The sequence below is a fragment of the Providencia alcalifaciens genome (assembly GCF_020271745.1).
Classification (GTDB): Bacteria; Pseudomonadota; Gammaproteobacteria; order Enterobacterales; family Enterobacteriaceae; genus Providencia; species Providencia alcalifaciens_B.
This window is the reverse complement of the sequence record NZ_CP084296.1, coordinates 3,142,525-3,165,849: the sequence shown is the minus strand read 5'-3', so window position 1 is coordinate 3,165,849 and position 23,325 is coordinate 3,142,525. Positions and strand designations below refer to the sequence as shown.

Annotated in this window: 18 protein-coding genes; 5 read left to right on the top strand and 13 right to left on the bottom strand. The window is 42.7% G+C overall.

Features of this window, described 5'->3' with window-relative positions; genetic code table 11:
• Window positions 1-26: 26 nt before the first annotated feature.
• From sufS to ydiJ, 7 genes are all read right to left on the bottom strand, one after another.
• On the bottom strand, window positions 27-1,265 hold the full coding sequence (sufS, locus tag LDO51_RS14530; RefSeq protein ID WP_225575127.1) for a cysteine desulfurase SufS: 1,239 nt from the start codon (window positions 1,263-1,265) through the stop codon (window positions 27-29).
• A 4-nt stretch (window positions 1,266-1,269) separates the two neighbouring features.
• Window positions 1,270-2,577 carry a Fe-S cluster assembly protein SufD gene (gene sufD / locus LDO51_RS14525; protein ID WP_225575126.1) on the bottom strand — a complete coding sequence of 436 codons (1,308 nt, stop codon included), beginning with the start codon at window positions 2,575-2,577 and terminating at the stop codon, window positions 1,270-1,272.
• Window positions 2,552-3,298, bottom strand: a complete 747-nt coding sequence (gene sufC, locus LDO51_RS14520; protein WP_036950422.1) for a Fe-S cluster assembly ATPase SufC — start codon at window positions 3,296-3,298, stop codon at window positions 2,552-2,554. The genes sufD and sufC overlap by 26 nt, the downstream gene beginning before the upstream one ends.
• Window positions 3,299-3,343: 45 nt before the next feature.
• The gene (sufB, locus tag LDO51_RS14515; protein ID WP_225575125.1) at window positions 3,344-4,843 is read right to left on the bottom strand and encodes a Fe-S cluster assembly protein SufB; all 1,500 of its coding nucleotides are present in this window, start codon (window positions 4,841-4,843) and stop codon (window positions 3,344-3,346) included.
• Between the two features lie 16 nt (window positions 4,844-4,859).
• On the bottom strand, window positions 4,860-5,228 hold the full coding sequence (sufA, locus tag LDO51_RS14510) for a Fe-S cluster assembly scaffold SufA (RefSeq protein WP_036950521.1): 369 nt from the start codon (window positions 5,226-5,228) through the stop codon (window positions 4,860-4,862).
• 383 nt (window positions 5,229-5,611) lie between these two features.
• Window positions 5,612-6,028, bottom strand: a complete 417-nt coding sequence (locus LDO51_RS14505) for a hotdog fold thioesterase (RefSeq protein WP_154627943.1) — start codon at window positions 6,026-6,028, stop codon at window positions 5,612-5,614.
• The gene (ydiJ, locus tag LDO51_RS14500; RefSeq protein ID WP_225575124.1) at window positions 6,025-9,081 is read right to left on the bottom strand and encodes a D-2-hydroxyglutarate dehydrogenase YdiJ; all 3,057 of its coding nucleotides are present in this window, start codon (window positions 9,079-9,081) and stop codon (window positions 6,025-6,027) included. Before ydiJ ends, LDO51_RS14505 begins: the two co-directional genes overlap by 4 nt.
• Before the next feature lie 254 nt (window positions 9,082-9,335).
• Here ydiJ and ydiK point away from each other — a divergent pair, with 254 nt between their 5' ends.
• On the top strand, window positions 9,336-10,451 hold the full coding sequence (gene ydiK, locus LDO51_RS14495; RefSeq protein WP_225575123.1) for an AI-2E family transporter YdiK: 1,116 nt from the start codon (window positions 9,336-9,338) through the stop codon (window positions 10,449-10,451).
• Between the two features lie 689 nt (window positions 10,452-11,140).
• Here ydiK and ppsA read toward each other — a convergent pair.
• Window positions 11,141-13,519, bottom strand: coding sequence for a phosphoenolpyruvate synthase (ppsA, locus tag LDO51_RS14490; protein WP_225575122.1), 2,379 nt, complete (start codon window positions 13,517-13,519; stop codon window positions 11,141-11,143).
• Between the two features lie 280 nt (window positions 13,520-13,799).
• On the opposite strand from ppsA, the gene ppsR reads away from it, so the two are divergent.
• From ppsR to LDO51_RS14470, 4 genes are all read left to right on the top strand, one after another.
• Window positions 13,800-14,642: a posphoenolpyruvate synthetase regulatory kinase/phosphorylase PpsR gene (gene ppsR / locus LDO51_RS14485; RefSeq protein ID WP_225577281.1), complete on the top strand. Its 843-nt coding sequence runs from the start codon at window positions 13,800-13,802 to the stop codon at window positions 14,640-14,642.
• A gap of 136 nt (window positions 14,643-14,778) precedes the next feature.
• Complete coding sequence (locus LDO51_RS14480; protein ID WP_225575121.1) at window positions 14,779-15,828, top strand: 3-deoxy-7-phosphoheptulonate synthase; 1,050 nt, start codon at window positions 14,779-14,781, stop codon at window positions 15,826-15,828.
• Between the two features lie 270 nt (window positions 15,829-16,098).
• Window positions 16,099-18,261 carry a TonB-dependent receptor domain-containing protein gene (locus tag LDO51_RS14475; RefSeq protein WP_225575120.1) on the top strand — a complete coding sequence of 721 codons (2,163 nt, stop codon included), beginning with the start codon at window positions 16,099-16,101 and terminating at the stop codon, window positions 18,259-18,261.
• A 491-nt stretch (window positions 18,262-18,752) separates the two neighbouring features.
• The gene (locus LDO51_RS14470) at window positions 18,753-19,124 is read left to right on the top strand and encodes a helix-turn-helix domain-containing protein (protein WP_225575119.1); all 372 of its coding nucleotides are present in this window, start codon (window positions 18,753-18,755) and stop codon (window positions 19,122-19,124) included.
• 83 nt (window positions 19,125-19,207) lie between these two features.
• On the opposite strand, the gene LDO51_RS14465 is transcribed toward LDO51_RS14470, so the two are convergent.
• The 5 genes from LDO51_RS14465 to arnT all read right to left on the bottom strand — a co-directional run bounded on the left by LDO51_RS14465 (window position 19,208) and on the right by arnT (window position 23,318).
• Window positions 19,208-20,224: a lipoate--protein ligase A gene (locus tag LDO51_RS14465; RefSeq protein WP_225575118.1), complete on the bottom strand. Its 1,017-nt coding sequence runs from the start codon at window positions 20,222-20,224 to the stop codon at window positions 19,208-19,210.
• Between the two features lie 74 nt (window positions 20,225-20,298).
• Window positions 20,299-20,784, bottom strand: a complete 486-nt coding sequence (locus LDO51_RS14460; protein ID WP_225575117.1) for a C40 family peptidase — start codon at window positions 20,782-20,784, stop codon at window positions 20,299-20,301.
• Window positions 20,785-20,911: 127 nt separating this feature from the next.
• Window positions 20,912-21,319: a 4-amino-4-deoxy-L-arabinose-phosphoundecaprenol flippase subunit ArnF gene (gene arnF / locus LDO51_RS14455; protein ID WP_225575116.1), complete on the bottom strand. Its 408-nt coding sequence runs from the start codon at window positions 21,317-21,319 to the stop codon at window positions 20,912-20,914.
• A complete protein-coding gene (gene arnE, locus LDO51_RS14450; RefSeq protein ID WP_225575115.1) occupies window positions 21,316-21,663 on the bottom strand; it encodes a 4-amino-4-deoxy-L-arabinose-phosphoundecaprenol flippase subunit ArnE in 348 nt (115 codons plus the stop codon). The genes arnF and arnE overlap by 4 nt, the downstream gene beginning before the upstream one ends.
• The gene (arnT, locus tag LDO51_RS14445; protein WP_225575114.1) at window positions 21,660-23,318 is read right to left on the bottom strand and encodes a lipid IV(A) 4-amino-4-deoxy-L-arabinosyltransferase; all 1,659 of its coding nucleotides are present in this window, start codon (window positions 23,316-23,318) and stop codon (window positions 21,660-21,662) included. The genes arnE and arnT overlap by 4 nt, the downstream gene beginning before the upstream one ends.
• Window positions 23,319-23,325: the final 7 nt, after the last annotated feature.

The following is a 23,325-nucleotide window of genomic DNA, read 5'->3' as shown; positions in this document are numbered from 1 at the left end:
CGGTTGCTTCGATATACCTTCGGTGTCTAGCCGAGTAATTGTTTAACGCGCAATAACGCATTATACAAAGCATCGATATCCTGCTTAGTCGTATAAACACCAATAGACGCCCGGCACATCGCTGGAACTTGATAATGCTCCATTAATGGCATCGCGCAGTGATGCCCTGTACGAATGGCAATCCCATATCTATCCAGAAATGCGCCAACATCATAGGCATGATGTTCACCTAAATTAAAGGCTATCACACCTTCACGTTGGTCATTACCATATAAACGAAGGGAAGGCACTTGTTTAAGCAAATCCGTCGCATATTGCATCAATTGCTTTTCATACGCAAAGGCTTCGCTTAATCCTAGCCCATTGAGATAGTCTAAAGCTGCGCCTAAACCAATCATACCGCTGATATTCGGGGTACCGGCTTCAAATCGCCATGGTGCATCGGCAAATGTAATCCCTTTTTTTAGACTAACTTGACGGATCATCGCCCCACCACCTTCCCAAGGTGGCATTTTCTCAAGCAATGCCTTTTTGCCGTAGAGGATCCCAATACCTGTTGGTCCATATAGCTTATGCCCTGAACAAACATAAAAATCGCAATCCAGCGCTTGTACATCAACCTGCTGATGCATCGCCCCTTGCGCACCATCCACGAGGATAGTCAGTGTATTTTCATACTGCCCTGCAATTTCACGCGCTTGTGAAATCAATTTTTGCACCGGATTAACGGTACCAAGCACATTGGAAATATGAGTAAAACTGAATAGTTTTGTACGCGCATCGATGAGCTGTGCGAGCTGAGTGGTATCGAGGGTACCGTCCTCAAGGATAGGTAGGATTCGTACTTCAAAACCACGCTCTTGCGCCAACATAAACCAAGGAACAATGTTCGCATGGTGCTCCATTTCAGTGATAATAATATTATCACCTTGCTGGATAAACTGGCGCCCAAAGCTGTTAGCAACAAGGTTGATCCCTTCCGTCGTCCCTTTGACAAACACTATCTCTTCAGGGGAAGGCGCATGCAAAAAATCCGCGGCTTTTTGGCGAACATTTTCCACCAACGTGGTTGCATTCGCGCTTAGCGTATGTATCCCACGATGCACTGCCGCATATTGATGCAACGTAAACTGACTCTCAGTATCTACAACCTGCTGAGGTTTTTGAGCACTCGCCGCGCTATCTAAATAGACCAATGGATGGTTATTCACTGATTGCGCTAAGGCAGGAAAATCCTGCCTGACCGCTTCAACATCAAATGGCATCGGTTTACACCCCCGCTAAGCGTTGGTGAATACTCGCCATCACGGCCTGTTTTAACCCATCGATAGTAATAGATTCGGTTAACTCAGCAGCGAATGCATTGATAATCATTTGTTTAGCAGCTTGGCTATCAATCCCTCTAGAGCGTAGATAAAAGAGTTGCTCATCATCGATACGCCCAACCGTTGCTCCATGCCCACATTTCACATCATCGGCATAGATTTCCAGTTGAGGCTTCGTGTCAATTTCCGCTTTTTCACCCAGTAATAAGGTATTGTTGGTCATTTGACCGTCTGTTTTCAGCGCGTTAGGGTCAACTTTGATCATGCCGTTGAATACCGCTTTGCTGCTATCCATGGCGATCACTTTATGCAACTGTCGGCTATTACAATAACCCGCATTGTGCTCAAGATAGCAGCGAGAGTCGGCTATTTCATTACCTTGCGGTAACAACAGGCTGTTTAACTCAAATTCCGTATTTTCACCATCAAGACGGCTACTGGTATGATGACGAGTTAGCCCTGCACCTAATAAAAAGCTGCTACTTTTCACTTGGCTATCACGTCCCACCACAATGTCATTGTGGGCAAAGTGCTGCGCCTGTGGGTTTTCTGTCATCAGCTTGAAATGGGTAAACTGAGCATTATCACCCACTTCGACCGTTAAACGCCCACCAGTAAGATGCGGTTGGTCATTTAAGCTAACAAAGTGCTCAATCACTTGAGATTGGCTATTGTTCCCCAGTGTCAAATGGTAGCGATATTGGCTCATGTTCATCGCGTTTGAGTCATGGCTACCACTAGAGATATTCAATAAATAGAGTGGTTTAGCAGCAACTTTATTGGCAGCTAACTGGATGATAAGCGGTTGAGCCGCTAGGCATTCCGTTAAATGTAAGAAAATCTCGCTATTCACCGCATCAGGGAGCCAATCTTGGCTATCGAGCAAAGAAACTTGAAACTCTCCCGTATCGACAGAACTCAGTTCCGCATTGTAGCGCCCATCCACCAGCACAACGCGATAGGCATCGATAGCTAATGCGAGTGAGTCACTTAGCGGTATCTGCTGTTCTTGCGAGCTAAAACGGTATTGGGTATTTAACACGCTATTTAACGGAGTATAGTGCCAATCTTCATGACGAAAAGCGGGCAGCCCAACGTGTTTAGCGAGGCTCCAATGGGTTTGAGCGTGCTGAGATTTCCCACCTACCCCTTGTTCATATAGCGTTTCAAAACGGCGCATTGCCTGCTGATTTAAAGCATCAACCGCAGCGCGTTTTTCCGCTCTTTCACTGTTGGTCAATAAGCCAGCCATAGCCTTGCTCCTCCAGTTTTTTCGCTAAACTGAAATCACCGGATTTGATGATTTTCCCTTGATACAGGACGTGAACAAAATCAGGTTTTACATAGTCCAAAATACGCTGATAGTGGGTCACGATAATAAATGAACGCTCGGGTGTGCGCAGTGAATTCACACCATTGGAGACGATTTTTAGCGCATCGATATCTAAACCAGAATCGGTTTCATCTAAAATACATAACTTAGGTTCTAACGCCGCCATCTGCAAAATATCATTACGTTTCTTCTCTCCACCGGAGAAACCCACGTTAACTGAACGGGTGAGCAGGTCTTGTGGCATATCCAATAATTCGATTTTATCTTCGATAAAATCTTGGAAATCAAAGCGGTCTAACGCCTCTTGCTGGCGATACTCACGCACCGCATTCACTGACGTTTGCAGGAAAAATTGATTACTCACACCCGGAATTTCAACCGGATATTGGAATGCAAGAAAAATCCCCTCACCCGCACGTTCTTCAGGGTCTAACTCAAGTAAATCCTTACCATTGAACGTCACTTCACCACTGTCAATTTGGTAATCTTCACGGCCTGCGAGGGTTGCAGACAAGGTACTTTTACCTGAACCATTTGGTCCCATAATGGCATGAACTTCCCCCGGTTTAATTTCCAGAGATAGCCCTTTTAAGATTTCATTACCTTCTACACTTACATGTAAATCTTTAATACTTAACATATCAACATGCCTTTAGCGCTCAAGCGCAACTAAACTCGGTTAGGATCAGCCCACACTGTGTTCTAAGCTGATAGCCAATAATTTTTGTGCCTCAACGGCAAACTCTAATGGCAACTCTGAGAAAACATCTTTACAGAAGCCGTTAACAATCATTGAGATAGCGTCATCTTCGCTGATCCCACGTTGCAAGCAATAAAACAGCTGGTCTTCACCAATACGCGAAGTTGTCGCTTCATGTTCCAATTGCGCAGTATTGTTCTTCACTTCCACATACGGGAAGGTATGAGCGCCACATTGGGTGCCAATCAGCATGGAATCACACTGGGTAAAGTTACGAGCGTTATGGGCACTTGGGAGTATTTTGACGAGCCCACGATAACTATTTTGGCTTTTACCTGCCGAGATCCCTTTCGAGATAATCGTTGAGCGGGTGTTTTTGCCTATGTGGATCATTTTAGTGCCCGTATCCGCTTGTTGGTTACCGTTGGTCAACGCGACAGAGAAAAATTCCCCGACAGAGTTATCCCCTTTTAAAATCACGCTTGGGTATTTCCATGTAATGGCTGAACCCGTTTCGGATTGAGTCCATGACATTTTGGAATTTTCCCCTTCACACAGGGCACGCTTAGTAACGAAATTAAGAATTCCTCCCGTTTCGCTATCACCACCTGAGAACCAGTTTTGAACTGTCGAGTACTTCACTTCCGCATCTTTATGGATAATCACTTCCACAACAGCAGCGTGCAATTGATAGCTATCCCTCACAGGTGCTGAACACCCTTCGATGTAGCTCACATAACTGCCTTCATCGGCAATTAAAATTGTGCGTTCAAATTGCCCTGTTTTTGCCGCATTAATACGGAAATAGGTCGACAACTCCATAGGACAACGCACCCCTTTCGGGATGTAAACAAAGGTTCCATCCGATGCCACAGCCGCATTCAGTGCAGCAAAAAAGTTATCGTGACTGGAGACAACGCTACCTAAATATTTTTGAACCAGTTCAGGATATTCTTGAATTGCTTCGCTGAACGAGCAGAAAATAATCCCGTGTTTAGCTAAATCGCCACGGTAGGTTGTCGATACAGAAACGGAGTCAAAAATCGCATCTACCGCAACTTTGCTGCCTTCACGGACAGGCACGCCAAGCTGGTTGAATGCATCTTCGACTTCACTCGTCAGGTAATTCGCTTCTTCCGCAGCGCCAGTTGATTGCATCGCGCCTGGTTGTGAACCACAGGCATCATCACACGACCCACAAGATGGCGCGGAATAATAGCTATAATCTTGGTAATCCAAATTTGGATAATGGGCTTTCAGCCAGTGTGGCTCTTCCATGCCTTTCCAGTGATTAAAGGCATCAAGACGAAATTGCAGCATCCACTCAGGTTCATTACGCTTCGCAGAAATAGCACGAACCACATCTTCATTTAGCCCTTTCGCCATCTCATCGGTGGCAACTTGGGTAAAAAAGCCTTCTTTATAACGTTTTTCATCAAGCCAGCTTTGAACATCTTCGCCAACTTCTACATTGCTCTGAGACATAATCTAGCTTCACAAGTTAAACGCCGAAGCTTTCACCACACCCACAGGCATGTTGAGCTTTCGGGTTATTAAATTTAAAAATATGGTTAAGCCCTTCTTGGACATAATCCACTACCGTGCCATCAATGAATGGCATTGCTTTTTTAGGCACATACAAGTGTGCACCATCGAGTTCAAACACTAAGTGGTCATCGGTTGGGTTTTCAATCATCTCGAAGACGTATCCAAAACCTGCACATCCCGACTGTTTCACGCCGAGGGATAAACCTTTGCTATTGGGTGTTTGAAGAACCAATTTGTTGATCTGTTTAGCGGCACTTGGGGTTAGGCTGACGCCCTGCCATGAATTTTCATCCAATGAAAACGTTTCTACACCACCAGTCATTTTGACCTCACTTTTTTTATGGTTTTTCAGCCTGTTATCAGCGATTTCTTCTCTAGATGACATGGTAATGATTACCCATATGACTTCAACCATTTGTTTTAAGAGGTTATAGCGATGAGAATGGTTTATTGACAGGATTTTAGTTCATGAAAATATCTAACCAATTAATAATTAAGAAATAAATTTCATTCATGATAATGTTTTTTGTGTATTGTTGAGTACATAAAAATAACACAAATTAATAAAAAGATATTCAGTTTAAGACCACACTCATAGAATAAGAATAAATAAATTAGATAGGTTGCAACGAATTGATATGATGGATAAATATATGATTGATACCCTCAAATAAACTGAGGGTATCAGAGGAAATAAACTGCTGATTATTCAAACAATACGGCAGTCGTTAAACGGGAAGTGCAACACAATTGGTCTTTCTCGTTAAAAATTTCGATATTCCACACTTGCTGACGACGTCCCAGATGAATCGGTTTGCATACGCCTCTCACCACACCTTCTCGCGCTGCACGAATATGGTTAGCGTTAATTTCCACGCCAACTACACGTTGATCTCCTTCACTGCATAGGTAGCCTGCGATTGAACCTAAGGATTCAGCCAACACAACCGAGGCACCGCCGTGTAGCAAACCAAAAGGCTGTTTGGTGCGATGGTCCACTGGCATGGTACCTTCAAGGTAGTCATCACCGAAGCCTGTAATTTCAATCCCTATATGGCCTAACATACAGCTTTCAGCCATCGCTGCCATTTGTTGCAAGTTAAATTGACGCTTCCAAATCATGAAACAATCTCCAGTAAGGCTTGAATTGGGTGTTTGATTGTCGTTTTTTCCATTCGTTTTACTTGGCTACGACAGGAATATCCCGAGCTTAAGCAGCGTTCTAGGGGCAGTTTTTCTATCGCAGGTTTCCACGACAGGTTGTAAATACCTTTTGAATTTTCAAGGTTAGCGACTTCATGGCCATAAGTTCCCGCCATTCCGCAACATCCAACACTCACGTTAGTGAGTTTACGCCCGTAACGAGAAAACAGTGCAGCCCATTGGTTGGCACTATTTGGTAATGCTGTTGATTCGGTGCAGTGGCCAAAGAGATACCAAGGCTGCTCATCCATTCCGTCATTTTTGGGTTGTTCTGGTAATGAAATCAGCCATTCATGGGCCAGCATTACCGTAAATTGGCACTGCTGCTCACCTAAAATTTCGTGGTACTCATCACGATAACATAGCACCAATGCAGGATCGACACCTACCATTGGTAATTGCAGTTTAGCAACGCGATTTAAAAAATCCGATGTTTTACGTGCGGTTTTCGCAAAACGACTTAAAAAACCTTTGATATGTTGTGCTTTACCATTCGGTGAGAATGGGAGTAATACAGGTTTATAGCCCAACTTTTCAATCAAACGAACAAAATCCACTACCACTTTTGCATCGTAGTAACTTGTGAAGGGGTCTTGCACCACGAGCACATGTTTTTCACGCTGGCTGGCAGACATTCCTTCAAGTTGTTCCAAAGTCAGAGAGATCGCTGCATGCCCTGATAACTCCTGTTTCAGCGTCGGTTGAGAAAATAACGGTAAATCCACCATACCAATGGTATGTTCGCTCAGTTTCTGAACTACCGTTTGACGCAAGAAGAAGTTAAAAACGCCCGGCGCTTTTGACATTAACGGTGCACTGGCTTCCACATTCGCCACAATATGGTCACGAACAGGTCGCAAGTAACGGCTATGGTAGAGTGCGAGGAATTTTGCGCGGAAAGACGGCACATCAATTTTAATTGGGCATTGAGTCGAGCACGCCTTACAGGCTAAACACCCAGACATCGACTCTTTCACTTCATGGGAAAAATCATAATCTCCCTGCTTCGCCCGCCATGAGTTACGGGTTTTTTCAATCAATCCACGTAACGATGGAGACTCACTTTTCACGCCTTTTTCAATTTGTTCAGGTGTGACGCCTTGCTCAGCTAATAAACGCAGCCATTCACGAACCAACGTCGCACGACCTTTCGGTGAGTGCACACGCTGACGGCTAATTTTCATCGATGGGCACATTTGACTTTTTACATCAAAGTTAAAACAGAGCCCATTGCCGTTGCAATCCATCGCCCCACGGAACTCTTGGCGTATTTGAATAGGGATTTGGCGGTCGTATGTGCCGCGTTTAGCTGCATCCACCTGTTTCATTGGGGCATCGATACCCGCTGGTGGACAAATTTTTCCGGGGTTCAAGCGGTTATCTGGGTCAAATGCCGCCTTAATATTACGCAGCTCACCGTAAAGAACTTCACCAAAGAATTCTGGGCTATATTGCGCTCTGAAGCCTTTACCGTGTTCCCCCCACAGTAAACCGCCATATTTTGCAGTCAAAGCAACAATTTCATCCGAAATTTGCTTCATTAACATTTCTTGCTGAGGATCGCACATATCTAATGCTGGACGAACGTGTAAAACCCCCGCATCCACGTGACCAAACATCCCGTAATTCAGTTTATGGCTATCCAGTAGCGCCCTGAACTCCGCAATATAATCCGCTAGATGCTCTGGTGGTACGCAGGTATCCTCAACAAATGGGATGGGTTTCGCAGCGCCTTTGCTGTTGCCCAATAATCCCACTGCTTTTTTACGCATATTATAGATACGGATAATATCAGCAAGGTCATGACAAACTTGGTAGCCAATCACCCCCGCTTGATGGCTCGCCATCAATTCATCAAGGCGTTGGCATAAACTATCAGTCAAACGATTGATTTCGTCTTCATCATCGCCACTAAACTCAACAATGTTCAGCCCAAGCATCTCTTTATTCGGCACATCCGTGATCAGCGATTTTACGGAGTGCCAAACAATATCTTCTTTCGCGAGATTCAGAACTTTCGAATCGACGGTTTCTACCGAGAGCGCTTGCGCCTGTACCATAAATGGCGCGTTACGTAACGCTGATTCAAATGAATCATATTTAACGTTCACCAAACGGCGCACTTTCGGTAGTGGCGTGATATCCAGTGTGGCTTCCGTAATAAACGCCAGCGATCCTTCAGACCCCGTTAAAATTCGCGTTAAATCAAACTGAGTAAGGTCATCATTAAAAACATGACGTAAGTCATAACCCGTTAAAAATCGGTTTAGTTTTGGAAATTTTTCTTCGATTAGCGGGCGTTGTTCTAAGCAGCGTTCAAGGACGGTTTTATAGATTCGTCCTTCGACTGAATCCTCTAACGCAATCGTTTGGGCGAGTTCGATAGGCATAGCGCGAGTATCGAGGCAAGCTCCCCCTAAAACCATCGCTTTGACACCTAAAACATGGTCTGACGTTTTGCCATACACTAATGATCCCTGTCCAGACGCATCTGTGTTGATCATTCCGCCCAATGTCGCGCGGTTACTTGTGGATAGTTCAGGAGAGAAAAAGTAGCCATACGGTTTTAGAAATTGGTTGAGTTGGTCTTTAATCACGCCAGCTTCAACTTTTACCCATCCCTGTTCTGGGTTGATTTCTAAAATTCGGTTCATATAGCGGGACATGTCCACTACAATCCCTTCGGTGAGCGATTGCCCATTGGTGCCCGTTCCCCCGCCGCGTGGCGTGAAACTTAATTCGCGGTATTTGTCTTGCCCTGCAACGCGTGTAATGATTTGTACGTCAGCGCTGGAACGCGGGAAGATGACAGCTTGTGGTAACAGTTGGTAAATGCTGTTGTCAGTAGACATGGATAAGCGTTCAGCATAACTGGTGCCAGTATCACCAGTAAAACCTTGCTGTTGTAGCTCGTGCAGAAATTGGATAGCTAGCTGACTAAGATGTGGTGCTTCAGATATACGCGGGATCATTATTAATCATGACTCTTGTTGTTGAGTAATCGCATTTGTCGTTATGTACTATCTTTAGTTTAAGTAGCACAATAGGCACAAGGTTTATTGGAGTGTTTCCTCGCAGCCTGTAAAGATAGCGCATCTGCCGGTGACATTGTCAGTAAAACCATATCACAATATCGTTTCTTTTAAGCATGAAAAATAATTACGTTATTTTCACCTGTAAAAGCCCTAACCCCACAGAATTTTCATTTGTTAAGGATTGATCATTAATGGAAAAATCGCAAAAACGTTTGGATTTACCCAAACTCGTCCTTGGACTGCTCTCCATTATCTTTATGATAGCGACCTGTTTTTGGGTCTTAAGCCCATTTATTTTAGGATTCGTATGGGCGGGGATGATGGTGATTGCTACTTGGCCAATTCTCTTACGACTACAAGCACGCCTTTGGAATAAGCGCTGGCTTGCTTCGCTGACCATGGTTCTACTGATCTTCCTGCTTTTTGTTATTCCAACCAGTATTTTGATTGGCAGCATTATTCAAAATAGTGCACCGCTTATCGAATTAGCGAAGTCACCAGCCAGTATCACCTTGCCGGATTTAGAGTGGCTGAATCAAGTACCCATGGTCGGAGAAAAATTGTATTACGCTTGGCACAGTTTGGTGGCGAGTGGGGGTAACGCGTTATTAGCTAAAGTTCAACCTTATTTCGGTCAAGCCGCGGGATGGTTTGCAACGCAGGCCGTTAGTGCCAGCCGCTTCTTATTCCACCTCTTATTAATGCTGCTGTTTAGTGGACTGCTCTATTATAAAGGTGAGCTAGTAACAATCGGTGTTCGTCACTTTGCCGTACGTCTTGCGGGCATTCGTGGCGATGCAGCGGTGGTACTCGCAGCACAATCTATTCGCGCAGTCGCACTTGGTGTGGTTGTGACTGCATTAATTCAAGCCATTGTCGGTGGCGTCGGTTTAGCGCTATCCGGTATTAGCTATGCTGCTATTCTGACAGTCTTGATTTTTATCTGCTGCGTCGCACAACTTGGCCCACTATTAGTCATGGTCCCTTCCGTTCTGTGGCTATTTTGGACGGGGGATACCACCTGGGCAATTATTCTCGGTGTCTGGGCAGCGGTTGTTGCTACTATGGATGGCGTGTTGCGACCTTGGCTAATTAAAATGGGTGCCGATCTTCCTATGGTGCTTATTTTAGTGGGTGTTATCGGCGGTATCTTGTCCTTCGGTATGATTGGCTTATTCATTGGTCCTGTGGTGCTGGCTGTTTCTTATAGTCTGCTCAAAGCGTGGATGAATGAAGTGGCGCCACCCAGTGAAAATTTAGATGCCACCGAAAAATTCCTTGAAGAAGAATTCTTAATGAAAAAATAAATTCCATTTAATTCGAGAAAACATGTTTCATTTTGAACATGTTTTCTCGACCATCTATTCTCATTAATATTTAGAAACAATATTTAACACACTACTGTTAGTTTTTATCTTTAATTATGTTAATATTCTCCTCATCGAATGAATAATCATTTGGGAACAACAAGTAATATCTTATTAAGAGTGTTCCGAGTGATTAACTTATTTAAACAGTTTAGCATATCCCTGTTAATATCTCGTCGATAACGAATTAATAAGTTATGTTATTTAATTTCCAACGTGACTTATTTAACCAAATTGCTGTGTGTAGTCTTTGCCTGTCAGCCCATGATAGGCTTTTTTTTTATCTCTATATCATCCCTCCATACCCCAACTTACACTATTACATAGGTAATATAATACTCTAATTACTCTCTCTATACGTGATTACTCATAATTGGAGTAATGTGTTTAATGGTTTTAATTATTTAATAACTTTTCATTTAACATTAATAAAGAATCTATTTATGAGACTGTAGTTTTATTTTGCTGAAAATCTGAATAATATATTATGAATTTTTACGTAAATTAAACTTAAATTAAGTTTAATTCTATTCCTGCAATACCTTGTCCCTATATATAAATAAAGGTCGGTAAATAATAGTTATTTACCGACCTTCTTATAATGAATAATCTAAAAGTGAATAATTAAATTATTGATTTTCAGCGATTGTTAGCCAAGTTTGCACCACAGTGTCTGGGTTCAAGGATAAGCTATCAATGCCCTCATCCACCAGCCATTGTGCGAAATCTTGGTGGTCTGATGGACCTTGGCCACAAATACCGACATATTTGTTCTGACGCTTCGCAGCCTTGATTGCCATTGATAACATCGCCTTAACCGCATCATTACGCTCATCAAACAATTCAGATACAACACCAGAGTCTCTATCAAGACCTAGGGTTAACTGAGTCATGTCGTTAGAACCAATGGAGAAGCCATCAAAATGCTCAAGGAACTGGTCAGCTAGCAGTGCGTTAGATGGGATTTCACACATCATAATCACTTTTAAGCCATTCTCACCACGTTTCAAGTCATGTTTTGCCAGCTCAGCAACCACTGACTCGGCTTGTGCTACTGTACGAACAAACGGAATCATCACTTCAACGTTAGTCAGACCCATCTTGTTACGAACGCGCTTCACGGCTTCACACTCCAGCGCAAAACATGCACGGAAGCTATCTGACACATAACGCCCAGCCCCACGGAAGCCCAGCATTGGGTTTTCTTCTTCAGGTTCATAAATATCCCCACCGACTAAGTTGGCATATTCATTAGATTTAAAGTCAGATAAACGGACGATCACGCGTTTTGGCCAGAATGCCGCCGCGAGTGTTGAAATTCCTTCCGTCAGCTTGCTAACGTAGAATTCAACAGGGTCGTCATAACCGACCATCATATTACGGATTTCTGCTTGCAATTCTGGAGTTTGAGCATCGAACTCTAACAGCGCTCTTGGGTGAACACCGATCATTCGGTTGATAATAAATTCGAGTCTCGCTAAGCCGACACCTTCATTTGGTAAACAAGCAAAATCAAATGCACGATCTGGGTTACCCACGTTCATCATGATTTTGACATTCAAATCAGGCATGTTATCCACTTCGGAGCTGTGAATCTCAAAATCTAATTTGCCATCATAAACGAAGCCAGTATCCCCTTCAGCACAAGAAATCGTGACTTCTTGGTCTTCTTTCAAGCGCTCAGTTGCATCTCCACAACCAACAACTGCTGGGATCCCAAGTTCACGCGCGATAATCGCCGCATGGCAAGTACGACCGCCACGGTTTGTTACGATAGCAGCGGCTTTTTTCATGATAGGTTCCCAATCAGGATCCGTCATGTCCGTCACTAATACGTCACCCGGCTGAATTCTATCCATCTCACTCAAGTTATGGATAACTTTGACCGAACCAGCACCAATACGATGACCGATTGCACGACCTTCAACTAAGACCTGCCCTTGGCCTTTCAGTTGATAACGTTCCATAACCTGCTGGTTAGAACGAACGGTTTCCGGACGCGCTTGAACAATATACAGACGACCATTATGACCATCTTTTGCCCATTCGATATCCATTGGACGACCGTAGTGTTTTTCGATCTGTAAAGCTTGGCGAGCCAGCTCTTCCACTTCGTGATCGGCTAAAGAGAAACGATTGCGTAATGCTTCTGGCACATCTTCAATCTTCACTTGTTTACCGTGCTCTTTACTGTCGGCATAGACCATCTGCAATTTTTTAGAACCTAATGTACGACGTACAATCGCAGGCTTATTATTTTGCAGGGTTGGTTTATGGACGTAGAATTCATCCGGGTTTACCGCGCCTTGTACGACCATCTCACCAAGACCATAAGCGGAGGTAATAAAGACGACTTGGTCAAAACCAGACTCAGTATCGATAGTAAACATAACACCGGAAGAAGCGAGGTCAGAACGCACCATTCTTTGCACACCCGCAGATAGCGCGACGCCACGATGGTCGTAGCCTTGGTGTACACGGTAAGAAATAGCACGGTCATTAAACAGCGACGCAAAAACATGTTTAATGGCAACCAATACCGCATCAATCCCTTGAACGTTGAGGAATGTCTCTTGCTGCCCAGCAAATGAGGCATCAGGCATATCTTCAGCGGTTGCTGATGAGCGAACAGCGAATGACGCTTCGGCTTCACCTTCAGACAATTGAAGGAAAGCTTCACGAATATCCTGCTCTAATGCTGGCGTCAATGGGGTATCAATCACCCATTGGCGGATCTGAGCACCGGCTGTCGCCAGTTGGTTCACATCATCAATATCCGTTTCATCTAGCAGGTTGTAAATACGCTGGTTTACACCGCTCTGCTCCAGAAAATCATTAAACGCCTGTGCGGTTGTCGCAAAACCGTTTGGTACGGATACACCAAGATCGGACAAGTTGGTGATCATTTCACCGAGGGAAGCGTTTTTACCTCCAACACGGTCAACATCATTCATCCCTAATTGGTTATACCAAAGTACATTAGACGGAGTAAGGCCATTTGTGGACATTGAAAGCGATCCTTTTATAGCAATTTAGTGACAGACAACAAATCGTAAAAAATCTCGTTGGCGAAAATTCGCCTCGCGAATAGACTAGCACAGACGTTATGGGAAGATGGACTGGTGAATCGTTCCATCAATTAATAAAAATTTTTTGTTCTACGAATTGTTCAAAATATGCCTATACTTCCTCTCATAAACTATTTTTTAAACTTTAATCGATTACAATATTTCAACAATCTGGCAATAAAAACGATAAAAGAAATCACCTATGAGCGAACTAAATTCAATGAATAACACTGCCAACCAAGCCCAACGAACAGTTTTTTTTATTTCCGATGGCACTGCAATTACAGCTGAAACGTTAGGGCATGCGGTACTTTCTCAGTTTCCTTTAGCTTTTACTTCCTACACCTTACCTTTTGTAACTTCGGAAGCTCGAGCATTAGAAATTAAGCAAAAAATTGATACTATCTATATCGAAACCAATATGCGCCCGCTAGTGTTCTATTCAATCATCTCTCCTCAAGTAAAAGAGATAATTACGCAAAGCTCCGGCTTTTGTCAGGATATTGTGCAAAGTTTGGTCGCCCCAATACAGCGAGAAGTCGGCTTAGAACCGGAGCCAAAACTTAATCGTACTCACGGGTTATCCATGCAAAATATGAATCAATATGATGCTCGTATTGCTGCAATTGAATATACCCTCGCTCACGATGATGGAATTTCATTGCGTAACCTTGAACAAGCGCAAGTGATCTTAATTGGTGTCTCTCGCTGTGGTAAAACACCAACAAGCTTATATTTAGCAATGCAATTTGGCATACAAGCCGCCAACTACCCGTTCACTGCCGATGATATGGACAATTTGCAGCTACCTGCCGCATTACGCCCCTATACCCATAAACTTTTTGGTTTAACCATCAGCCCTGAACGACTCGCGGCAATTCGTGAAGAGCGACGTGAAAACAGCCGTTACGCCTCACTTCGTCAGTGTCGTATTGAAATTGCTGAAGTAGAAGCCCTATTTAGGCAGAATAAAATCAATTACTTAAATACTACCAACTACTCTGTTGAAGAAATTTCAGCGAAAGTGATTGATACGATGGGATTACAGCGTCGTATTTTTTAACAAAATAAAATATAAAAAATTATTCATTCAACCCAAGTTGGTGGTTTGAATTTGAGCCAGTTTCGTTTATTGTGACCTTAGTCACTAATACGGCTGTACGAAATGGCTCAGCCGAGTAAAAGTTTTGAGAAACAAAATGCATAAAACAGATGAGTTACGAACTCAGCGAGTGGACAGTTTAATTACACCACAAGCGCTCGCTGAGGAATTTCCGATATCCCAAGCAATCGCCAATAACGTGACAGCGTCACGTAAACGAATAGAAAAGATCTTATCCGGTGAAGACCCGCGTTTGCTGGTGATTGTAGGTCCTTGCTCTATTCATGACATTGATGCCGCAATTGAATACGCTAATAAGCTAAATACGTTACGTCAAAAATATCAAGATCGCTTAGAAATTGTCATGCGCACCTATTTTGAAAAACCGCGTACCGTTGTGGGCTGGAAAGGCTTAATTTCTGACCCACATCTTGATAACTCATGCCAAGTGAACACTGGCATTCGCTTAGCACGTAAGCTTTTGATTGAAGTTAATCAATTAGGGTTAGCAACTGCCACCGAATTTCTCGATATGGTGACGGGACAATATATTGCAGACTTAATTAGCTGGGGAGCGATTGGCGCTCGTACCACTGAAAGCCAGATCCACCGTGAAATGGCATCGGCGCTCTCCTGCCCTGTGGGTTTTAAAAATGGGACAGACGGCAATATCAATATCGCTATTGATGCTATTCGTGCCGCCAAAGCGCAACATATGTTTTTATCGCCAGATAAGAACGGACAGATGACAATCTACCAAACTAGTGGTAATCCTCATGGGCATATCATCATGCGTGGTGGTAAACAGCCTAACTATGAGGCGCAGTACATTTCACAAGCTTGTGAAAAATTAAATGAATTTGGTTTAGCTGAGCATTTAGTGGTGGACTTCAGCCATGGTAACTGCCAGAAAATTCATCGTCGCCAATTAGATGTGGCGCAAGATATCGCTCAACAAATTAAGCAAGGCTCCACAGCAATTAGCGGTGTGATGGCAGAAAGCTTCTTAAAAGAAGGCAATCAAAAAATCTGTGCAGACCAAGCTCTCGTTTATGGTCAATCGATTACCGATCCATGTTTAGGTTGGGAAGATACCGAACAGTTGATTGAAATTCTGGCTGACGCCGTTAACTTCCGCTTTAAATAATCCATTTCATCCAAAGATGACACCTGCGCTTTAGGTTATTTTCAATCTAAAGCGCTTATTTTCATTTCCCTTCTAAATAACACACCACCAACACATTCACACTTGCATATAATTAACTGATTATTTTAAGTAAAATAATATTATTAACTAAAAAATACTTGATACCGCCACTTTATTAACGATAATGATTCTCGATTTCAATTATGAGCCACCCATGGATTTTTTATCCTTAAGGTAGCTAGAATCATATTAATCAGGAAAGGATTTCCGATGGCAATCACATTATTATCTGCATTAAAACCATCTGCATTAAAACCATCTGCTTCAAATGCAGATACTTCACACAGTAAAGTATTTTCTTTATCAACATTAACCGTCGCTCTTGCCATGACAGGGGCTAGCACTGCAAGTTTTGCCACTGACGATATTATTCACGTCACCTCAACCCCATTGAGCAACGAAAAATTTGCCGTTGCTGAACAATTTGAGGTGATTGACGCCACTGCACCAGAACAACAAACTGCATCATCCGCCCTCGATTTATTAAAGGGTCAAGCTGGTATTTTTGTAACGGGTGCAGGCAGTACCTATGGGCAGTCAGTACAGATGCGAGGCTACGACTCCCGTGGTGTCAAAATTATGGTGGATAATGTGGTTCAGGATTTTAATTCTGGCTTATTCGATGCCACACTGATTGACCCCTCAATGATCAGTAAGGCCTATGTACATAAAGGCGCATCCTCTGTACAACATGGCAGCGGCGCCCTTGCCGGTGTTATTTCCTTTAAAACCCTCAGCGCTTCAGAAGTGTTAGCACCCGGAAAAAATCTCGGAGGGCGCTTATTTAGTGGTATCAACCGTAATGATCATGGTTATTATGCGGGGGGAACATTACTTGGACGCAGTGATTCTGTTGATGCCCTACTCAGCTATAGCCAACGCAAAAAGTATTTGATGCCGTCTCAAGAATCAGCAGCTTTTGATAACCAAGAGAAGATCCACAGTTGGATGTTTAAAACTACCTGGATGGCGAACCCTGCTTATCACGTTGGTTTGCAGCTTCGTGAATATCGTAATGATGGCTTGAGTCTAAAACAGCCTGCGCAGATTAAAAATAAATTCAAGAATGACCCTACAGAGCGTAATGCTCATCAGCGTGATATTCTAATTAATCAATTATTTAAGCCTGAAAATCGGCTTCAATGGGAAGGTGAATGGGATATTTATTATACTGATCTCAGCCTGAGCCAATTAGATTTGGTTAAAGCAGAAAAAAAACCAAAAGAATATGGTGCAGAAAGTCGTAATCAATATACTTATGGCTCTAAGTTTTCAAACCACTTTACTTTACCTGTATCAAGCTGGGCATACAGCAATATTCAAAGCGGTATTGAACACTACCAACAGAAACAAAAACCTAATCAATACGCAATTAGTTACCCACCTACTGAGCTATCCAATACCTCAGGCTGGCTGAATAATGATCTTACATTTGCCCATGTGCCTGTGACCCTTTCAGCGGGAACTCGTTTTACGCAATATCATGTTAATCGTGATGACTTTGCTAAAAGTAAACATACCAATTGGTCTTCGCGTTTTGCCGTTAGTGCGACCCCAACACATTGGCTAAATCTTCATTCCTCTTATGCTGAAGGCTATCGTACGCCAAGAATGGCTGAGCTGTATAATAACTCCATGCATTTTGAAACACCTATATATGGTAACTCCATTTTTAGAACATCCCCTGATTTAAAACCAGAAACCAATAAAACTTTGGAAGCTGGATTAAAACTGAGTTTCGATGATTTCGTCGTTAATGGGGATACCCTACAGCTTGGCGCAACGTACTTTAATACTAAGGCTCAAAATTATATTGCAATGGAGAGTGAATATAAAAGAGTTGTTGGGCGAGATATGTATTATCAATGGTTCCCTCGTGAGGTTTACTATATTAATGTTCCATCTGCAACAATATCAGGGTTTGATAGCTTTATTCATTACCAGTCGCCATGGTTTGATTTAAGCCTTAATCATAATGTTACGACAGGTAAAGAGGATTTAGAAAATCATGCTCTCTCCTCTATTCGACCTGAATCAATGATGATTAAATTCAAGGCCCCCGTGGCTAATACAGGGTTCAATGTGGGTTGGACTGGAGAGTTTGCGGCAAGAACCAAAATTACGGGAGATAACACCTATAAACTGCCCGATAGAAAAAACTCTAACGATCTAGACCGCTACCGTCGTGAGATTTTCCAGCAGGCTGGTTATGGCGTTCATGATTTTTACGTCAATTACAAAGCCGACCAATTTGTTAAAGGGTTAAATACTACACTAACCCTAAAAAATGCCTTTGATAGAGAATATGTTTCTTCTCTGGGTGTACCGCAGGAAGGTCGTAATTTTTATTGGAGTGTTAACTATCGTTGGTAATTAACGAATAGCAATACGTTAAAATAAGGTTCATTTATCACAATTTTAGGCTTTAATGGATAAATGAACCTTTCACCGCACTACTACATCACTTAAAAAACAATTCACCTCGGAATTTCCTGTTAATTATTCTATTTCACCCCACCACATTGCTCATTATTAAGTCAAATAAAATTTCAATAATTTACTTGGTTAATAAAATAGAACAGTATCAACAATAAATTTGAACAAGCTTGCATTCACCTTGATTTTTCACATTTCACGCTTGGAGAATAAATATAATTTATTGTATTAAAACAATTTTTAACATTCATTTGTGTATGTTTAGTTTTTTGAATTTCAATAAAAACTATCGTAGCAATAGTTATTCGCATTTAAAAACCGCACGATTAGCCTAGCGATATATCGGAAAAAAAGGAAGAATAGACCATAATTTCATGAGTTATTATTAGTTATTAATGAACAATAGCCTACTAAAGTAGGAGGTAGATATGTCAGAAAGTGTAGTCAATGAAATTGTTAGATGGCTTGAAAGCCAATTACAACGCAATGAAGGCATCAAAATCGATACTATCGCGGACAAAAGCGGATATTCGAAATGGCATTTACAGCGCGTATTTAAAGAGCTTAAGGGCTGTACCCTTGGTGAATACGTTCGCAAACGTCGCCTATTAGAAGCCGCTAAATCATTACGCGAAGGCAACTTACCTATTCTAGACATTGCATTGCAATATGGCTTTAGTTCACAAGCAACATTTACACGTATATTTAAAAAACACTTTGATACCACCCCGGCTAAATTCCGTCAAGCGGGTGAATTACCAGAATGTAAAACCTTTATGACCTGCAATTGTCATCATTAACAGTGCATTAGATTTTCGTTACACCCTCAAACACCCATTTCAACGAAATCTATATTTTGAGCCGATATCTATCGGCTCTTTTTTTATCTCAGTTCGTTAACGAGCCAATTTTCTAAATCTGCAAATTGCTCAGTCAATTCTGGCCACAATACGACCATTTGTACCATTAACTGACGGACAGTTTCCGTTTGATAAGCTTGCCCAACCAGTTGCTGGCTTAACCACTCTAATGGGGATGGATCGAGGCTGTCGGTAAAAAATTGGCAACGCGTGATCACCCCTTTTTCAATATCAAAATGAAATTCAATACCGCCCCATGGGAATCGGGTATCTGCCATGTGACTAAAAGCAGGCGCTTGTCCAAAATTCCATTCCCAACTACTTTGCTTCGCGAATGTTTCTGCAAAATTGGGTAAATCAGGGAGTTTTTCCGGTGAGATATATTCTGCTTCCACTGTTTCACCGTAGTAGCTAAAGAAGCTATTTACAATCCCCTCACATACCTTTTCGTGCGAAATATCAGGGACTAGTTCATTCAAGTTGGCAACACGAGAGCGGACTGAAGTGATCCCTTTGGCTTGCAATTTTTTAGGATCGGGATTGAGGTAATTTGCTAAACGACTTAAATCGGTATTAATCAGTAAAGTGCCGTGGTGGAAGCCGCGATCTTTAGTTTCACGGTACGCTGAGCCTGAAATTTTTCGTGGGCCATTTTCAGTTTCGAGGACTAAATCGTTGCGGCCAGATATTTCAGCGTGGATCCCGACTTTTGCTAGCCCATCCACAATAATTTGCGTTGAGATGGTTTTATCATATTCGGGTTTTCCTGCCATAAAGGTAAAACAAGTATTGCCCAAATCTTGAAATACAGCTCCGCCACCACTGCTACGACGCGCTAATCTAACATTATCTTGTTCCATTTTACGAGTGTTACACTCTTTCCATGGGTTTTGAGCACGCCCGATAACCACGGTATCGGCATTACGCCATAAGAACATAACTCGTTGGTCGGCTGACATTTGGCGGAAAATAGTCTCTTCAACCGCTAAATTAAACCATGGATCAAAAGACTCTGAAATAAATAAACGTAATGTAGACATTTGACTATCCTAAAAGCAAAACTTGCTCCTAAGATAGCATAATCACTGAAGAATTAATGAGGAATGAAGCGAAATTAGATGCGCCGAGCTTGCCAAAACACTTTTCGCCAATAGCTATTATCCATCGATGAGCGTATTACGCCTTTGCTGGTGGATGCATGGATGAATGTGTTATCAGTATCATAAATACCAACATGCAGGCCGTTTTCCCCTGATCCCGTTTTGAAGAATACCAAGTCACCCGGCATTAAATCCGATTTATCAATGCGTGTCCCTAAACGCGTTTGGTCAACAGTCGTACGCGGGACTTCAATCGCAAAACGATCACTAAATGTTCGATAGACAAAGCCCGAACAATCCACACCATTTTGGCTCATGCCACCATAGTGATACGGCGTGCCATACCATTGGCTTAGTTGGTCCTTGAGCTGAGCGATAGTCATGATGGGATCAGACAATTGGGTTTTCATTGGTGGTGCTGACGTCCGTTTTACGGATGAAGAGCAGCCAATCAACACGAGGCAACACAGCAATGGTAGGTATTTGAAATTCACTATCATAGCGTACCTTATAGATAACCTGTGGATATAGATAACCCCAAAAGAATCACCTTAAGTGATATCTTAATACGCGAGACTATAATGTACAACGCGTGAAAAATAAACACCTAAGGCTAATTATCTGATGCTATTTAGCTTTTTTCGTTAAAGGCTTGGAAGGTCGACTGATCAGCCATACCCCTAACAGAATAAATGCGATCCCCGCAGCTTTTAACGCCGTTGCGGGTTCATTGAACCATGGCAACACTACCGCCAGTATGTAAACAAACACATAGCTCAGGCTGATAAGCGGATAAGCTTTATTGAGCGCAATATATTTTAACGCAAATAGCCAGCACAGCATCGATAGCGCATAGCAGACTAACCCAACAAAGATAATCCCTAAGCTTGCCGCATTATCTGCCAGCCATTCTAGCTGCAACCAATGCCAACCTAGAGAGAACGAAGGAAGTTCCACAACACCTGCTTTCAGGCTGAGTTGTGCGACGGTAACTAATAGCGCACTACCGAGTACCCATAAGTATCCTTTATTCATACACTTATACTCATCAGTAGTATTCCTATCATGATTGAGGCAACCCCGAGCCAGTGGTTTAGTCCAGTTTGCTCATGGTAGACAAATTGCCCTATCAATGTGACCAAGACGAAATTAATACTGAGCATCGGGTAGGCAATACTGAGCGGCATGGTTTCCAACAACTTTAGCCAAAACAGCATCCCCAACCCTAGCATTAATACTGCCAACATCAGCCAACGAATGGCGGATGCGGCTTTATTAAGTTTGTCTCCTTGCCAAGCGACGACGGCTTGCTTTTGGGCTATTTGCCCAATGCAAGTCAACACGCTGACAAAGAGTAACAGAAGTAATTGCGCTATCATTGTTTATGGTAAACCACTATCGCCATACGGGAGTTCTTTATGACTTCATCTGGCTTAGGAATGTCTGGTAAACCTTCTTTTTTACCTAATAAGAACACCACGGTAACCTGTCCTTCTTGGCGCGCTTTTGCCAGCCATGCAGCAAATTCATCCGGTTTAATCAAACGATGCGCACTATCTGGGTATTTCAAGCCATAGGTTAATTCACCGCTACTATTATAGAGATAAATATTGGAATTTTTGGTTTCCCATGCTAGCCCCGCAGCAACGCCCACATTACTTGCCATCAGATAGCGGCTATTCATCAAAAGATCATGATTTTGATGAATAAAATTCTGTGGTAACTTCGAGTCAATGGTGTTATTTGGCAATGCACTGCCAATACATAAACTAACGGCTAGTGAGCAAGATGCTGCCCACAACCAATATTTTGCATTTAATACAGTGCAGAGATAGCCAATGATTGCCCAAATCGAAAATGCAACAACCCCTAGCACCATTTTTGACCATTCATCATGTTCATATAATGGTTTTTTAATCACACTGCTCACGATAATCACAGCGATCACCGCTGCAACTCCGATAACAATGTTGATAATACCGTTAGCTTTCAATCCTTTCATGGTGCCATTACGCACACAATCGACACCATATTTCGCCATTAATAGCGCTAATGGCGCCATAAACGGCAACATATAGGTTGGCAATTTTCCGCGGGAGATACTAAAGAAAATCACAGGTACGACAAACCAGCACAGTAAGAAAAACATATCCGGACTAGACTTACGCTCTTTCCAACCTTTAATGAGTGCGCCTGGTAATAAGCCGGTCCATGGGATAGCACCTAACAAGATGATGGGGATATAGTACCAAAATGGCTCAAGATGCTGAGCGTCATCGGCAGTAAAACGCTTAATATGTTCAATCCAGAAGAAATAATTCCAGTAATCCGGCTCTTGTTTGGCTATTGCCAACGCCCATGGCAAGCTGATGATCACCGCGGTGATAATGGCTAATGGGCCATATTTGAGCATTTCAAGGAAACGTTTTTGATACAAGGTAATAGGTAGCATCACGATAACCGGAATGGCTAAAGCTAAAAAACCTTTGGTCATAAATGCCATACCACAGGCTAACCCAAGAGCTCCCCACGCGGCGAGTTTGGTCTTAACCTCTCGAGCTTTCATTGCCCATAAGCAACAAAACATACTGGCGGCTATCCATAACGATAGCATCGGGTCGAGAACGCTATATGTTCCTACTGCAAACACCAAGAACATCGAGATATAGATGAAGCTTGCCACATAAGCAACATGGCTATTACGCCACATCATTTTTGCCATGCGGTAAACTAGCAAAGTGCTTAATAAAATACAGAAGACTGAACCAAAACGAACGGCAAAGTTTGTGTCACCAAAAATCATTTGGCTAATATTGTTGATCCAATACCCCGCCACTGGCTTCTCAAAGTAACGAATATCCAGCATGTACGGCACGATCCAGTCACCGCGTTGTAGCATTTCGCGACTGATTTCTGCATAACGGGTTTCATCCGGCTGCCAAAGTAAACGGCTGTTTAACGGCAACAAATAGGTCAAGACAAAAAAAAGAGCCAGCAGAGAGGCTCCTACTTTGCTCGCTCGGTTATTCAACATGGGTATT

Excerpts from the sequence above, each read along its gene's own strand:
- sufS (WP_225575127.1), bottom strand. The coding sequence starts at position 1,265 with ATGCCATTTGATGTTGAAGCGGTCAGGCAGGATTTTCCTGCCTTAGCG.
- sufD (WP_225575126.1), bottom strand. The coding sequence starts at position 2,577 with ATGGCTGGCTTATTGACCAACAGTGAAAGAGCGGAAAAACGCGCTGCG.
- sufC (WP_036950422.1), bottom strand. The coding sequence starts at position 3,298 with ATGTTAAGTATTAAAGATTTACATGTAAGTGTAGAAGGTAATGAAATC.
- sufB (WP_225575125.1), bottom strand. The coding sequence starts at position 4,843 with ATGTCTCAGAGCAATGTAGAAGTTGGCGAAGATGTTCAAAGCTGGCTT.
- sufA (WP_036950521.1), bottom strand. The coding sequence starts at position 5,228 with ATGACTGGTGGTGTAGAAACGTTTTCATTGGATGAAAATTCATGGCAG.
- LDO51_RS14505 (WP_154627943.1), bottom strand. The coding sequence starts at position 6,028 with ATGATTTGGAAGCGTCAATTTAACTTGCAACAAATGGCAGCGATGGCT.
- ydiJ (WP_225575124.1), bottom strand. The coding sequence starts at position 9,081 with ATGATCCCGCGTATATCTGAAGCACCACATCTTAGTCAGCTAGCTATC.
- ydiK (WP_225575123.1), top strand. The coding sequence starts at position 9,336 with ATGGAAAAATCGCAAAAACGTTTGGATTTACCCAAACTCGTCCTTGGA.
- ppsA (WP_225575122.1), bottom strand. The coding sequence starts at position 13,519 with ATGTCCACAAATGGCCTTACTCCGTCTAATGTACTTTGGTATAACCAA.
- ppsR (WP_225577281.1), top strand. The coding sequence starts at position 13,800 with ATGAATAACACTGCCAACCAAGCCCAACGAACAGTTTTTTTTATTTCC.
- LDO51_RS14480 (WP_225575121.1), top strand. The coding sequence starts at position 14,779 with ATGCATAAAACAGATGAGTTACGAACTCAGCGAGTGGACAGTTTAATT.
- LDO51_RS14475 (WP_225575120.1), top strand. The coding sequence starts at position 16,099 with ATGGCAATCACATTATTATCTGCATTAAAACCATCTGCATTAAAACCA.
- LDO51_RS14470 (WP_225575119.1), top strand. The coding sequence starts at position 18,753 with ATGTCAGAAAGTGTAGTCAATGAAATTGTTAGATGGCTTGAAAGCCAA.
- LDO51_RS14465 (WP_225575118.1), bottom strand. The coding sequence starts at position 20,224 with ATGTCTACATTACGTTTATTTATTTCAGAGTCTTTTGATCCATGGTTT.
- LDO51_RS14460 (WP_225575117.1), bottom strand. The coding sequence starts at position 20,784 with ATGATAGTGAATTTCAAATACCTACCATTGCTGTGTTGCCTCGTGTTG.
- arnF (WP_225575116.1), bottom strand. The coding sequence starts at position 21,319 with ATGAATAAAGGATACTTATGGGTACTCGGTAGTGCGCTATTAGTTACC.
- arnE (WP_225575115.1), bottom strand. The coding sequence starts at position 21,663 with ATGATAGCGCAATTACTTCTGTTACTCTTTGTCAGCGTGTTGACTTGC.
- arnT (WP_225575114.1), bottom strand. The coding sequence starts at position 23,318 with ATGTTGAATAACCGAGCGAGCAAAGTAGGAGCCTCTCTGCTGGCTCTT.